The 13,735-nt window shown below is 54.6% G+C and carries 12 protein-coding genes; 3 read left to right on the forward strand and 9 right to left on the reverse strand.

The genetic code is table 11. From position 1 onward, the window contains the following. Positions 1-285: 285 nt before the first annotated feature. The 4 genes from GS3922_RS08385 to GS3922_RS08400 all read right to left on the reverse strand — a co-directional run bounded on the left by GS3922_RS08385 (position 286) and on the right by GS3922_RS08400 (position 4,335). Positions 286-1,173 carry a sulfite exporter TauE/SafE family protein gene (locus tag GS3922_RS08385; RefSeq protein WP_063165966.1) on the reverse strand — a complete coding sequence of 296 codons (888 nt, stop codon included), beginning with the start codon at positions 1,171-1,173 and terminating at the stop codon, positions 286-288. Between the two features lie 366 nt (positions 1,174-1,539). Continuing rightward, the gene (glnA, locus tag GS3922_RS08390) at positions 1,540-2,898 is read right to left on the reverse strand and encodes a type I glutamate--ammonia ligase (RefSeq protein WP_063165967.1); all 1,359 of its coding nucleotides are present in this window, start codon (positions 2,896-2,898) and stop codon (positions 1,540-1,542) included. Between the two features lie 224 nt (positions 2,899-3,122). Continuing rightward, on the reverse strand, positions 3,123-3,512 hold the full coding sequence (locus tag GS3922_RS08395) for a gamma-glutamylcyclotransferase family protein (RefSeq protein ID WP_063165968.1): 390 nt from the start codon (positions 3,510-3,512) through the stop codon (positions 3,123-3,125). 259 nt (positions 3,513-3,771) lie between these two features. Continuing rightward, positions 3,772-4,335: a thioredoxin family protein gene (locus GS3922_RS08400; protein WP_063167356.1), complete on the reverse strand. Its 564-nt coding sequence runs from the start codon at positions 4,333-4,335 to the stop codon at positions 3,772-3,774. Positions 4,336-4,467: 132 nt separating this feature from the next. Between GS3922_RS08400 and GS3922_RS08405 the strand changes: the two genes are divergently transcribed. The 3 genes from GS3922_RS08405 to GS3922_RS08415 all read left to right on the forward strand — a co-directional run bounded on the left by GS3922_RS08405 (position 4,468) and on the right by GS3922_RS08415 (position 7,299). Further along, positions 4,468-5,454: a coiled-coil domain-containing protein gene (locus GS3922_RS08405; protein WP_225995640.1), complete on the forward strand. Its 987-nt coding sequence runs from the start codon at positions 4,468-4,470 to the stop codon at positions 5,452-5,454. Positions 5,455-5,641: 187 nt separating this feature from the next. Beyond that, the gene (locus GS3922_RS08410) at positions 5,642-6,646 is read left to right on the forward strand and encodes an LLM class flavin-dependent oxidoreductase (protein WP_063165969.1); all 1,005 of its coding nucleotides are present in this window, start codon (positions 5,642-5,644) and stop codon (positions 6,644-6,646) included. A gap of 5 nt (positions 6,647-6,651) precedes the next feature. After that, positions 6,652-7,299, forward strand: a complete 648-nt coding sequence (locus tag GS3922_RS08415) for an MOSC domain-containing protein (protein WP_063165970.1) — start codon at positions 6,652-6,654, stop codon at positions 7,297-7,299. Positions 7,300-7,441: 142 nt separating this feature from the next. Here the strand turns inward: GS3922_RS08415 and GS3922_RS08420 are convergent, their stop codons facing one another. From GS3922_RS08420 to GS3922_RS08445, 5 genes are all read right to left on the reverse strand, one after another. Beyond that, positions 7,442-9,241, reverse strand: a complete 1,800-nt coding sequence (locus GS3922_RS08420; RefSeq protein WP_063165971.1) for an ABC transporter ATP-binding protein — start codon at positions 9,239-9,241, stop codon at positions 7,442-7,444. Then, complete coding sequence (locus GS3922_RS08425) at positions 9,225-10,961, reverse strand: ABC transporter ATP-binding protein (protein ID WP_063165972.1); 1,737 nt, start codon at positions 10,959-10,961, stop codon at positions 9,225-9,227. Before GS3922_RS08425 ends, GS3922_RS08420 begins: the two co-directional genes overlap by 17 nt. Before the next feature lie 271 nt (positions 10,962-11,232). Then, complete coding sequence (locus GS3922_RS08435; RefSeq protein ID WP_063165974.1) at positions 11,233-11,658, reverse strand: STAS domain-containing protein; 426 nt, start codon at positions 11,656-11,658, stop codon at positions 11,233-11,235. Between the two features lie 64 nt (positions 11,659-11,722). After that, complete coding sequence (locus tag GS3922_RS08440) at positions 11,723-12,157, reverse strand: ATP-binding protein (RefSeq protein ID WP_023817603.1); 435 nt, start codon at positions 12,155-12,157, stop codon at positions 11,723-11,725. 12 nt (positions 12,158-12,169) lie between these two features. Then, positions 12,170-13,615 carry a SpoIIE family protein phosphatase gene (locus GS3922_RS08445; RefSeq protein ID WP_063165975.1) on the reverse strand — a complete coding sequence of 482 codons (1,446 nt, stop codon included), beginning with the start codon at positions 13,613-13,615 and terminating at the stop codon, positions 12,170-12,172. Positions 13,616-13,735 lie beyond the last annotated feature (120 nt).

Raw genomic sequence — 13,735 nt, forward strand, 5'->3', positions numbered from 1 at the left:
TCACTTTTCACAAATCAAAAGAGCCCCACGCCACCTTTTGACTTGGAGCTCCTTTTACTTATACTTATGCCAAATTACTATGCCGTTGAAATGCTTTTTGGTGCTCAACTTGTTGATTGTTCGCGTATTGCAAACAGATAGCGTCCAAAATCAAGTGCGTACATTGGTCAAATAAGGAGCCTAGCGGTTGCTTGCTTTGTGTCTCATAACCATTCATCCCGTACAATAACCGATACGTAACGATCATATGACTCGAACAGTTATGAGCTAAACTTCCGTGATTGCTTATGACGCCATCTCACCGCTGGCTACTTTTCCTTTCCTCCTGTTTCTTATCGCCAGCCATACCGCGGCGGCCCATCCCATAACGATCAGCCCATAAACGGCCGAATACACCGACGCTGATACCTCCCAAGCGTGGAGGAGTGTGCGGACGTTCGTCAAAATGATTAATCCCCCAACGAGCACTCCGAGCAAATGGGACGGCAACTTGCGCACGAGCCAGGCAGCAATTGGTGCCGCAACGATGCCGCCGGCCATAAGCGTCAGCACCCAGTACCAGTCGACTTGCTCCCAGCCAAGGGAAATCGCAAATCCTAATGTCGCCGACAACGCGATGGCAAATTCGGACGTATCGACTGTGCCGATGACTTTGCGCGTTTCCATGCTTTTATTCGCCAACAACACCGGCGTCGCGATCGGACCCCAGCCTCCGCCGCCGGTCGCATCAAGGAACCCAGCCGCCAACCCGAGCGGGATGAGCTGCCTGTTTGACCATTGTTTTTCCGGTTTGGACAGCGAACGGCCGTTTAAAAACAAAAACCGGTAAATAATATAGAAGCCAAGCGTTAACAAAAACAACGAGATGTACGGTTTAATCAAATCCCCTGGCAACTTGCTTAAAAAGCACGCCCCAACAAACGCACCGACCGACCCAGGAATAATGAGCTTAACCACCATTGCGCGGTCAACGTTGCCAAATTTCCAATGGGATGCACCCGATGCCGCGGTCGTCACGACTTCCGCGAGATGAACGGACGCCGACGCGACAGCCGGGGCGATGCCGAACGTCAATAAGAGCGTCGTTGACGTGACGCCGTACGCCATTCCGAGTGATCCGTCAATGAGCTGGGCGATAAAGCCAACGAACACAAACACAATCCACTTTTTCACCTTTCTCCCTCCGTTTGCAACGTTTGAATGGATAGATGATGTATTTAATTTAATTCCAACTATTCATAGTTGTCAACTATGAATTTTGAAAAAATAAAAAATTCGGCCATTCACTTGCCGTTCTTGTCTGTGGTGCGCGAAAAATGCGCAAGTTTTGCCGTGGCGCGATCACTGACCGATGGTTTTTATGAAACAAACTTCGTTCGCCGCCTCGATCGGAAAACGGCCGCTTGCAAACCGATGATTGTCATATAAAGAAGTTTGATAGAAAAAGGGCGCCCTGAACTGCAGAGCGCCCTTTGTTTGCCCTAGTGAACTACTCCCACTTAGCTTTGCTTGAAGTGGGAGACTTCTTTCGGAATTATGTTAAAACTTCCCTTGATATTGTTCGATTTCCCACGTATGAACCGCCGTGCGGTAACTGTTCCATTCTTCTTTTTTCATCGCCACGTATTCATTGAATACATGCTCGCCGAGCGTCGCACGGCCGATTTCACCGCCTTCGAATGCCGCGATGGCAGCGCCTAAGTTTTCCGGCAAGTTGTCGATGCCAAGTTCGGCGCGGCGTTCTTCTGGCATATGGAAAATGTCTTCATCAATCGCCGCTGGAGGCGTTAAGCCTTTTTCCACACCGTCAAGGCCTGCTGCTGCGATGATGGCGTATGCCAAGTACGGGTTGGCCGACGGATCCGGGCAGCGCAGCTCGACGCGCGTTGCCATGCCGCGCTTCGCCGGGATGCGGATGAGCGCCGAACGGTTGGAAGCCGACCATGCGATGTAGCAAGGTGCTTCATATCCTGGCACAAGCCGTTTATACGAATTGACGAGCGGGTTTGTCACCGCAGCAAAGTTTTTCACGTTTTTCAACAAACCGGCGATAAACTGGTACGCTGTTTCCGACAGCTGGTTAGCGTCGTTTGGATCAAAAAACGCATTTTCCCCGTCTTTAAATAGAGAAATGTTCACATGCATCCCCGAACCGTTGATGCCAAACACCGGTTTCGGCATAAACGTCGCGTGAAGGCCGAATTTGCCGGCGATCGTTTTGACAACCCATTTGTATGTCGTCGCGTTGTCCGCCGCGCCGAGCGCATCCGCATATTTGAAGTTGATTTCATGCTGTCCTTCCGCTACTTCATGGTGCGATGCTTCAATCGTAAAGCCCATCGCTTTGAGGGCGCGGTAAATTTCGAGACGAACGCGTTCACCCAAGTCTTTCGGGGACGGTTCAAAATACCCGCCGTTATCATGGAGTTCAAGCGTCGGGTTGCCATTTTCATCCGCTTTGAACAGGAAAAATTCGAGCTCCGGGCCGACCGAAATCGTATATCCTTTTTCTGCTGCTCGCTCAACCGTTTTTTTCAGCACGTTGCGCGGATCGCCTTCAAACGGCGTGCCGTCCGGGTTAGCGACCGAGCAGAGGAAGCGCGCTTCCGCATAGCCCTCTTCGACCGTCCACGGCAACACCGCAAACGTATTTACATCTGGAACAAGGTACAAGTCGGAACGATTGATCGGCGAAAACCCTTTGATCGACGAACCGTCAAACATGATTTTTCCTTCGACGACGTCATCAAGCTGTTCCGCCGTCACCGTTACATGTTTTAAAATTCCTTCAATGTCGACAAACTGCAAATGGAGAAGCTCAACGTTTTTTTGTTTGATCGTTTCTTTAATTTGTTCCAACAACCCCGCTTGTGTAGAGGAAACGAACGTTTTTGACATGTCACATTACCTCACATTCGTGCGTTTATTTTTCTAACATGATTTTATTATAGAAAAAGAGCGGCCGTTTGGCAACCCTTTTTCATCAATTTTTCTGTATTTTTATAACGTTTTTTGCAATCGCTTTCAAATAAAGAGAGGGAAATGGATATTTATGCAAAAAAATAAACAGCTTGGGGAACGATCGTTTCCGTCAAGCTGTTCTTCGTCACTCGCTATCGATGTTACATTTTCTCCTCACGCCGCCGCCATGATCCGGACGGGATGGGCGGCAAGCCGGCCGCTTTTTCCGGAGGATAAACGTACACATACCCTTCAACCGGCTGACAGGCATCCCGAACCCATACCCGCTCGTATTCATTGTCGTCCCGCCCTTCCGCATAGTCTTCGAGCTCATCCATCGCTTTGAGCCCCTCTTCCGTCACCGTCAGCCATTCCCCTTCCACTTCCCCGTCTTCTCCGAGCACAAGGGCGGGGTACGAGCCGACGTTGTATAAACGGCCGTTTACTTTCCCTGGGCATACGGCGAGAACGTACGGAGCGGCGACATGATGGTTGTCCTCACCGGTCAGCAACGTTCCATACACAAACACCCGATATCGTCGTTTTGCCATCTCCTCGCTCCCCTTTTTGTTTACATAATGCAAATTATGAAAACTCAAAGGATGAAACAAAAACAATGGAAGCCCTGCCTCTCATCCATCCTTGCCGCTCCGAAGCGGCGCCAGTGTGAATTTGTCTAGCGATTGGCGGCAGCAAAAAAGCCGTGCCCGGTTGCACTCGCGAAGCAACGGCACGGCAGTGACGATTTCTTGACGAACGAATGACGCTTTTTCCATCATACCTGTTTGATCACGAAATGTCAATCGTTTTTTACGACGTTGGCTTCCATTTAATGCTGCAGCCGATGCTCGGCTTTTGGTTTTCCGGCACCGGACGACCCGCTAGCAAGGCGTCAAGCGCCGCGCGAATCGATTCTCCGGTGACCGGAATGCCGTTGTTTGGGCGCGAATCGTCAAGCTGGCCGCGATAGACGCATTTCAGTTCGCGGTCAAAAATGTAAAAATCCGGGGTGCAGGCGGCGTCGTATGCTTTCGCCACTTCCTGCGTCTCATCGTATAAGTACGGGAACGGATAGCCGAGCTCTTCGGCCACCTTTTTCATGTTTTCCGGCGAGTCCTCCGGATATTGTTCAGCGTCGTTGGCGTTGATCGCGACAAACGACACCCCATTTGGCATGTAGTCGTTCGCTAAGCGGACGAGTTCGTTCTGTACATGTTTCACAAACGGACAATGGTTGCAAATAAACATAATGACGGTCGCGACATCCGATTTTACATCGTCAAGGCGGACGAGTCGGCCATCAACGGCGTTCGTGAGAGCAAACGGCGGCGCCTGTTTGCCAAGCGGAAACATGTTCGATTCAACGGCTGGCATCGTGAACACCCTTTCTCTCCTTTTTTCTTCCTCATTATACCAAAGGGCAGACCTCCCTACAAATATGCCGCCCAAACCGAACAAACAGGCATCGCATATGATGCCACATAGGCGAATGGAAAGGAGGTTTTTATGCCATTGATTTACATGAACAAGCAAATGAATCCCCGTGTATACAGCGCGGCTCCTCCTCCATCCTCACACGTCATGTTCTACCACCGCCGAACGGCCGCAGACGAACTGCTCGACGAGCAAAAACAGTTATTTGAACAGCTGGCAGAAACGCTCGCCCGGCTCGAGCGGGCGGTCGAAGAGGGGAAAATGAAACAGGCGCAACAGTGCGAGCAGACAGCTGGCGCCTTCGCCCACCTTGAACAATCGCTTGTCGCCGGACAGGAGGAACAGACAAAGCTTGGCGGGCAGCTCGTTCAGGCGCTCGCTGATCTCAGGCAGACGATGACAGCGGGGCAAGCGGAGCAAACAAAGCTCTATCGGGAGCTCGCCGAAGCGCTCGCTCGCCTTGAGCGATCCGCTGAAGCCGGACAACAACAGCAGGCACAGCGAAGCGAACAGTGGACGGCAGCGCTCGCACGCATCGAACAAACCCTCGCTGCCAGACAGAAAGAGCAAGCCGAATTCACCAACATACTCGTTCGCCTTGAGCAATCGCTCCTCATCCAGCAGCAAACAGAAAGCGAGCGGCAGCGTACATGGGAAGAACAATTTGCAAAAGAAAAAACAGCGCGCCAAGCCGTCATTGAAGCGTTGACCGTGCAAAGCGAAGCGGTGCGCCGACTCGAACAGCGGACGGCCGAGCGGGAACAGCTGGCCGAAGGGATGGCCGCCCGCCTTGAAGGGCAAGAAAAACTGTACCAAAAGCTGATCGACCAGCTCGAGCTGCAGCATGTCTTTCATCAGACGGTGATCGAACGGCTCGAAGCGCAGGAAGCGGCGCAATACAAAATCACCCGTCAGCTTGACAGCTTAAAAGAGGCGCTATACGAACGGTGTTCATTTATCGTTGACAGCGTGAAACAGCTGTTTCATTCCTTCTTCCCCGGGCGCAGCCAAAAAGCCCGTCGTCAAACGGCCGAACAGAAAGAGTCGATCCACCTTTAGGCTTAGCGGCCGACCGCAAGCGGGCAGGCCGCCTATTGGACTCCTTCCTTGCCCAGTCCGCCGCCAAAAACGGCGGACTATTTTTTGGTCTCGCTGCGAGACTAGGCAAATCAATGGACAAAACAGAGCCAAACCGCGCATAATAAGAACTATCTATTTGCACCTTGAACAAAGAGGAGGAACGATGATGGCGCTCGAGCTCAGCGTCCTTGACCAATCGCCGATCGCCGAAGGCATGACGGCGGAAACGGCGCTTGAAAACACCGTCCGGCTCGCCCAATTTGTCGAAGAGCTCGGCTATCAGCGGTTTTGGGTGTCCGAGCATCATGACACGAACAGCCTCGCCGGCTCATCCCCGGAAGTGCTGCTCGGCCATATCGGGGCGAAAACGTCGCGCATCCGCATCGGCTCCGGCGGCGTGATGTTGCCGCATTACAGCCCTTATAAGGTAGCGGAAAATTTCCACGTCCTTGCCGGACTCCACCCCGGCCGTGTTGACTTAGGCATCGGGCGGGCGCCCGGCGGCATGCCGCGGGCGACGATCGCCCTGCAAGGCGACAGACGCCGACCGGTCGACCGCTATCCGGAGCAAATCGATGACTTGCTCGGCTACTTGTATGACACCCTTCCGCCGGTGCATCCGCTTTATGGGGTGAAAGCGACGCCGATCGTCCAATCGCCGCCTGATGTATGGCTGCTCGGCTCGAGCTCGGAAACGGCCAAGCTGGCAGCGGATAAAGGGTTGCCGTACGTGTTCGCTCAATTTATTAACGGCGAAGGCGGCGAACAATATGCAACACTGTATCGTGACCGATTTACCCCATCTCCGTATTTGGCCGAGCCGCGCGCGATGGTCGCCGTGTTTGCGATTTGCGCCGAGACTGATGAAAAAGCAGAATGGATTGCCGGCAGCCTCGACTTGACGCTGCTGATGATCGAGCAAGGGATGGCGGTGAACGGCACGCCAAGCCCGGAAAAAGCCGCGGCGTATCCGTACAGCCCGTACGAGCGCAAACGGGTCGCGGACAACCGGAGACGAATGATCGTCGGCAGCCCGGCGCGCGTCAAAGACGAATTATACCGGTTAAGCGAAGCGTATGAAACAGAAGAGATCATGCTCGTTACGATTACATACGATTTCCATGACAAGCTCACCTCTTTTCGGCTGATTGTCGAGGCGGTATGGGGGTGAAACGAATGCGAATCCTTTCGATTAACATCGGAAAGCCAAAAACAGTGGAGGTCCATGGCGAGCTGCTAGTGACCGGCATTTACAAAACGCCAGTCGCCGGACCGGTCGCTGTCGGCAAACAAAACGTAGCCGGGGACGGGCAAGCGGATCTTGTCCATCACGGCGGGGAAGACAAAGCCATTTGCGCCTATCCATCAGAACATTTCGCCTATTGGGAACAGAAATATGCCCGTCCGTTTCCCCCAAGCTCGTTTGGAGAAAACTGGACGCTCTCTGGACTGACCGAAGAAAATGCATGTCTTGGCGACATTTATGCCGCCGGCACGGCGCTCGTGCAAGTGTCGCAACCGCGCCAGCCATGTTCGAAACTCGCCCTTCGCCACCGGCTCCCGGATTTGCCGAAAGCCGTCTGTCAAACGGGAAAAAGCGGATTTTATTTTCGGGTGCTGAAAGAAGGCATCGTCGAGCCGGAAGCCCCGCTGGTCCTCATTGAGCGTGGCGCCGGGGAGCTATCGATCGCCTATATAAACCACATTTACTATCATGAGCGGGACAACATCGCAGCCCTAGAACAAATCGCCCATCACCCGGCCCTATCAACGAGCTGGCGCGAAGCGTTTCTTCACCGCCTCACCAACGAGAGAAAACGGTAAACCGTTAAGATAACATCGTTCGCCTATTTAGCGTAACTTGCGAAAGATCGCCAATCACAAAACAGGCGCCCCTGTTTGAACGGCACTCCTGCATGCTTTGCAGCACTCCGTTCGCCTGTCGGGGCGCCTTTTTCTCTTCTCGCTACGCTTGCTGCACACCGCGCTCCCCATAGCGGCGATACAAATGGAAATAAAAGCCTCTCGCCGCCAACAACTCTTCGTGCGTTCCTTGTTCAATCACCTTGCCTTCGTTCAACACGAGAATGCGGTCAGCATGTTGAATCGTATTCAGCCGATGGGCGATGACAAAACATGTCCGGCCGTCCATCAGCCGCGCGAGCGCTTCTTGAATGCGCACTTCCGTCACCGTATCGATATTGCTCGTCGCTTCATCCAAAATCAATACGGACGGGTCAGCGACCATCGCCCGGGCGATGGCCAACAGCTGCCGCTGTCCTTGGCTGATCCCCCCACCGCCCGACGTCAAGACGGTGTCATAGCCGTTTGGCAGCTTCATAATAAAAGAATGGGCGTTCGCCTTCCGCGCCGCTTCCTCCACTTCTTCATCCGTCGCCTCAAGCCGCCCGTAGCGAATGTTGTCGCGAATCGTTCCTGAAAACAAAAACGCATCTTGGAGCACAAACGCCATATGCCGGCGCAAGCTTGCCCGCCTGATCGTCCGGCTGTCGCGGCCATCGATGAAAATCGCCCCCGCGTCCGGATCATAAAAGCGGGTTAACAGCTGAAGCACCGTCGTTTTGCCCGCTCCAGTCGGACCGACGAGCGCGACGGTTTCCCCAGGAGAAACGGAAAAGGTGACGCCGCAAAGCGCGGGGCGCTGCTTGTCGTATGAAAACACCACATCGCGAAACTCGATATGCCCATCGAGCCGATCAAGCACTTCCGCTTCCTGCTCATCTTCCGCTTCGCGTGGGGTATCCAACATTTCCAACACCCGCTCCGCGCCGGCTAATGCGGACAGCAACGTGTTCCATTGGTTGGCCAAATCGTTGAGCGGGCGGGTAAACTGGCGGGCGTATTCGGCAAATACAACGATCGTGCCGACTGACACGGCGCCTTTCGCCGCAAGCCATCCACCGATGCCGGCAATAAGCGCGAAACTCAAGTTGTTTAAAAAGTTCATCAGTTTCGGAATGAAGCCGGAATACGTTTGCGCCCAAAACCCGGCCTGTTTCAGCTCGGCGTTTTTGCGCGCCAACTCCGCTTCCATCCGCTTCTCTTGAGAAAACAGCTTCACGACTTTTTGGCCGGAGATGACCTCTTCAATAAAGCCGTTCATCTCGCCAAGCGCGCGCTGTTGTTCGCGAAAGCGCGCCTGCGTCCGGCGCGTAATCCAGCGCATCCCGGCGTACATGAGCGGCACAACGACGAGCGTTACGCCCGTCAACACGATGCTAAGTGAAACCATCACTGCCATCGCGCCGATCAGCGTCAACGTACTGGCGATCACTTGGGTGACGGTGCTGTTAAACGTTTGGCTCATGTTATCGATGTCGTTTGTCATCCGGCTCATCAATTCGCCTTGCTGGCGGCGGTCAAAAAAAGAAATCGGCAGCTCATGAAAATGGCGAAACAGCCGCTTTCTGATCGCATGCACCGTCCGTTGGGCAACATCGACCATCCAATAGTTTTGCAAAAACGTCGCCGCGCCAAGGGCGGCATAAATGGCAAGAAGCAAAAGCAGCATCAGCACGAAGCCGTCCGTCTTCCGCCCGACAATATACCCGTCAATCATCCGGCCGATCATGTACGGACCGGCAAGCGCCAGCGCCGAGCTGGCGACGACCATCGCCACCGCTGCGAACAGCTTCCGCTTTTGCGGGGCAATAAATGCCCAAAGCCGCCGCAATGTGCCTGCGCTGTTTTTTGCCCGCTGACCTGTCCCAAGGCGCGCTCCGTGGTGGCTATGGCGTAGTAACATTGCTTTGTCCCTTCTTTCCTTCCTGCGTAGCGACAATCCGCCGGTACAGTTCGCTTGTCGCCAGCAACTGCTCGTGGCTTCCTTGGGCGATTAAACGGCCGTCTTCCAAAAGCAAAATCGTGTCAGCCGCCATCGCCGTGCTCACCTTTTGCGTCACCATCACCGTCGTGCACGCATACCGACGCAATGCATCGAGCAGCTTCGCTTCCGTCGCCGCATCGAGCGCGCTCGTGCTGTCATCCAAAAGTAAAATGTGCGGATCGCCGACCAATGCGCGGGCGATCGACAGCCGCTGCTTTTGCCCGCCTGATAAATTGACGCCTTTTTGACCTACGAGGGCGTCATACCCATCGGGAAACTTGGCGATCGTTTCATGGATTTGTGCATCGCCCGCCGCCCGCATCATCTCTTCCGCCGTCGCCGCCGGATGGCCGAACCGGAGGTTATCGGCGATCGTCCCGGAGAATAACAGCACTTCCTGCGGAACGAAACGGACGGCCGCCCGCAGCTGCTCTAACGAGAATTCGCGTACATCGATGCCGTCAATCAACACCCGCCCGGCGCTTGGCTCATACAAGCGGGGAATCAATTGAAGAAGCGTCGATTTCCCGGATCCGGTCGCCCCCAAAATCGCTGCCGTTTCTTGCGGACGGATGACAAATGATACGTCGGAAAGGGCGTCATGCCCGCTGTTTGGGTAGCGGAACGAAACGTGCTCAAACCGGATTTCGCCGCGCCGGACTGTCAGTCCGTTCATCCCGCCCGCTCCGCCTCGCTCTTTCGGCTCATCAAGCAGTTCGGCAAGGCGGGCAGCTGAAGCGCGCGCCCGCGACAACGCCATCGTAATAAAGGTGAACATGGATAAGGCGGCCGTCGCCCGCGTCGCATAGTTGACAACTGCAACGACTTGCCCGGCGCTCGCCGTCTTGGCCTCGACACCGAAGCGGCCAAAAAACAGCACCGCGACGATGGCCGCGTTCATGACAAACAATAATACCGGCGCGATCGTCTCGACGAGACGGAGCACGCTCATCGTCCGCCGCATCAGCGCATCGTTTGCCGCTGCAAACCGCTCTTGCTCATAGGCCCCCCGCATCCATGCCTTAATGAGGCGCATGCCGGCCAAATTTTCGCGCATCACGCCGTTGACGCGGTCTAACGCCCGCTGGACGGCGGAAAACGATGATACTGCCTTTTTCATCCCCCACAATAAAAAAGCGGCCGACAGCGGAACAGCTACTGCCAAAATAAGCGCTAAACGGGAATGAACGACAAACGCCATGCCGACGCCAAAGACGACGAGCAGCGGTGCACGCAAGGCGATGCGCAAACTCATAAACAGCATGTTTTGCACTTGCGTTACGTCGTTTGTCATCCGGGTAATGAGCGAAGCCGCCGACAGCTGTTCAATGCGCGCTAACGAAAACGACTGAATTTTGGCAAATAGCGCCGTGCGCAGCGCAAAGCCGTATTCCTGTCCAACGTAAGCGGCAGCAAACGAATTGGCGATGCCGGCGGCAAACGCTAACAGCGAGGCGCCAAGCATGACGGCGCCCCACGTCAAAATGGCGGTGACATCCCGTTTGATCACGCCATCATCAATGATTTTTCCCATCAACAGCGGCTGCCAAAGTTCAATCGCCAGCTCTGTCAACATCAACAGCCACGCTAAGGCCATCCATTTCCGGTACGGCCGCAAATAAACAAGCACTCGCCGCACGCTGCGCCCCCCTCTCCTGTTCCGACCTTGGCGTCAGGCCGCACGCTGCCTCTCTTCCTAGTTTTATTCTAAACTCGAAACATTTTTTTGACAATGATGGCGCCTTTCCGAACCCGTTTGCCATGTGAACAAAAAAACCCCGAACGGACGATCATGGCCGCTTGGGGTTTTGCAGCGCCAACATTCTCGCTGCCAGTCAACAGTTGCCCACCGGCGGCTGCAAACCACCGCGGGCATCTTTTTGTCACAGCGCCGTTCCAACGAGGGCGGTTTACGGCCGGCATTTCCGCCATGCCGAATAGAGCTCCTCTTGGCCGACTGAATCCGGTAAGCGCAGCGGGGGGAGCGACAGCAGCTGCTGCTCATCGGCAACGATTGGCAATAGCCGGTCAAGCTTGGCAATGAGCAAAATCTTTTCTAACACAGCATTATCCCGGACGATCATGGCCATGGCCCGGCTGGCGCTGACCACTTGCTTGAAAAAGCGGACAAGAAGCGCCAACCCGGTGCTGTCCAAAAATTGGAGGCCGCTGACATCGATCAAAACAAGGCGGCGTTTGACGGCAACTGCCGCCATCGCCAGTTTTTGTTCCGCGGCAAGCTGTGTATCATAAGCGAGCCGCCCGGTCAGCTTAATGCACTCGTATGCAGACTCCGTAACCATTTCAAGTTCAAACGACAACCGATGCTGTTTCATCATATCCCCCTATCGTTGACCAGCCATGCCCCACCCCCGCTGCCCGCGTTCACCGAGACGCCGGCTAAAACGGTCTATGTTGCGCTCTTTGCATTTTCATCACCAGCACCCGCCGCCCGCCTGCCCGCTCCACTAAAGCCGTCGCGTCCATAATTTCATGAATAAGCAATAGTCCGCGCCCCGATTCAGCGAGAAGCACATCGGCGAGCGTTTTTCCGCCGAGTTGTTCCATCGTTTCCTGTGGGATGCCGCCGCCGTCATCCTCGACCGCCACCGTCACTTCATCGTCTGTCATAGAAAAAGACAACGAAACGACCCCCTCTTCCAATCCCGCCTGCCGGACGGCTTTGACGGCATTAACTACCGCCTCATGCACCGCCAGCACAAACAATTCGGCATCGCGGACAGCAAATAACCAGGCGGCTTGCTCTGCGATCAGATCGCAAAATGCAATCGCCTCCTCGCTCGCCTCGCAGCGCACCATCCACTCGGCTATCAAGTTGGCTCCCGCCTACCCATGGACTGTAATTGACAACAAACAAATGTCATCGGACGGACGAGCGAGCGAAGGACTTTGACTAATTAACTGTTCTAGGAAACGTTTATCCGGCAAATGGCGGTACGTTTGGGTGCATGTACGAATTTTCTCGATGCTTTGCAAAATGGACGGATCCATTTCCTCTAAAATGCCGTCTGTATACAACAGCAACCGGGCTCGCCGGCCGTAGTCGATCACCCCTTTTTCAAACGGCAAAGAAAACGGGCTGCCGATCGCCAGGCCGCCTTTATCGAGCTCGTGCACGCTTCCATCGTCAAAGACGAGCAGCCCGGCCGGATGGCCGGCGTTCGTGTATTCAATTTTTCGCTCTTTCGTATCAATGACTAAGTAAATCATCGAAAACAAATAACGGATGTCATTTGCCTCATCCGGAAATAAGCTTTGCACATGCTTCTCCAGCTCACTCGCCACGGAAACGGGGTCAATGACGCGCACGATCAATCCGCGCAAAAGCGAGCGGAGCAGCATGCTCACTAACGCCGAGGAAATGCCGTGGCCCATCACATCGATGACGATCACTCCATAGCGGTATAAATCGATTTGGTAACAAGCGTAAATATCGCCGGATAAATCATCGGACGGAATATAAACCGCTTCCATCGTCACCGCCTGATTTTGAATGAGCGGCGTCAACAAATTGTGCTGGATTTTTTTCGCCAGCTCGACTTGGCGCCGACGCTCGGCCTCCTTTTGTTTCCGCTTGGTGATATCTTCCGCAAGGACAACATACCCGCTTGAGCTGGACACCGGAATGACCGTGTAGGCAATATGGACCGGCGTACCGTCTTCGCGTTGCACCATTCCTTCCCCGGATGGCCGCTTCTCGAGCGAAAACGGAAGCGATGTTTGACCGCCATGGCGGAAAAGCTCCCAGATCGGGCGGCCGACCGCTTCCTCTTTTCGGCGTCCAAACAGCGTTTCAGCGCTGTTGCCCCAATCTTGCACCGTCCCGTCCGCTCTCACCGGAACAACGGCAAACGGCGCAGAAGCATAAATGGCGCGCAGCACCTCCGCCGGCGTCAAAGAGGCGGCAGGCAGCGCACAATCCCGTTCCGCAAACCGCCAAACGAGCCATTCCCCTTCGCTGCCTGATAGCCGATAGACGTTCATCCAACTCGTATAGGCTTTCCCGCTTTTCGCTACATGGCGCGCTTCTCCTTGCCAACATCCGTCCTTTTTTACCGCCTCGGCGATGCCATCTAACAACGCGGCCGACCACTCGGCTGAAAACAGAACGCCGACCGGCTGCCCGACTAATTCATGTTTGGCAAATCCGAGCCATCTTGGCGTCAGCTCGCTGACCGCAACAATCAAAAGTTGATGGTCGGTCATCACCATGCCGCTGCCCAACTGTTCCGCGTCTAGCTGATCGATCGCCTGTACATTCGCTTTCACCATCGTTCAACCCTTTTTTGTTATAATCAACATCCATCGCTTTTAGCTGACACCGGCTTCCCGAAACAAACACGCGCATCGGCGCCGGGTTGTTTCCACCCCGCCTTCGGGTTGCATGTTCAG

Source organism: Geobacillus subterraneus, assembly GCF_001618685.1.
GTDB lineage: Bacteria > Bacillota > Bacilli > Bacillales > Anoxybacillaceae > Geobacillus > Geobacillus subterraneus.

Coding starts and splice junctions, on each gene's coding strand:
- GS3922_RS08410 (WP_063165969.1), top strand. CDS start 5,642: ATGGCGCTCGAGCTCAGCGTCCTTGACCAATCGCCGATCGCCGAAGGC.
- GS3922_RS08445 (WP_063165975.1), bottom strand. CDS start 13,615: ATGGTGAAAGCGAATGTACAGGCGATCGATCAGCTAGACGCGGAACAG.
- GS3922_RS08420 (WP_063165971.1), bottom strand. CDS start 9,241: ATGTTACTACGCCATAGCCACCACGGAGCGCGCCTTGGGACAGGTCAG.
- GS3922_RS08415 (WP_063165970.1), top strand. CDS start 6,652: ATGCGAATCCTTTCGATTAACATCGGAAAGCCAAAAACAGTGGAGGTC.
- GS3922_RS08400 (WP_063167356.1), bottom strand. CDS start 4,335: ATGCCAGCCGTTGAATCGAACATGTTTCCGCTTGGCAAACAGGCGCCG.
- GS3922_RS08395 (WP_063165968.1), bottom strand. CDS start 3,512: ATGGCAAAACGACGATATCGGGTGTTTGTGTATGGAACGTTGCTGACC.
- glnA (WP_063165967.1), bottom strand. CDS start 2,898: ATGTCAAAAACGTTCGTTTCCTCTACACAAGCGGGGTTGTTGGAACAA.
- GS3922_RS08405 (WP_225995640.1), top strand. CDS start 4,468: ATGCCATTGATTTACATGAACAAGCAAATGAATCCCCGTGTATACAGC.
- GS3922_RS08435 (WP_063165974.1), bottom strand. CDS start 11,658: ATGAAACAGCATCGGTTGTCGTTTGAACTTGAAATGGTTACGGAGTCT.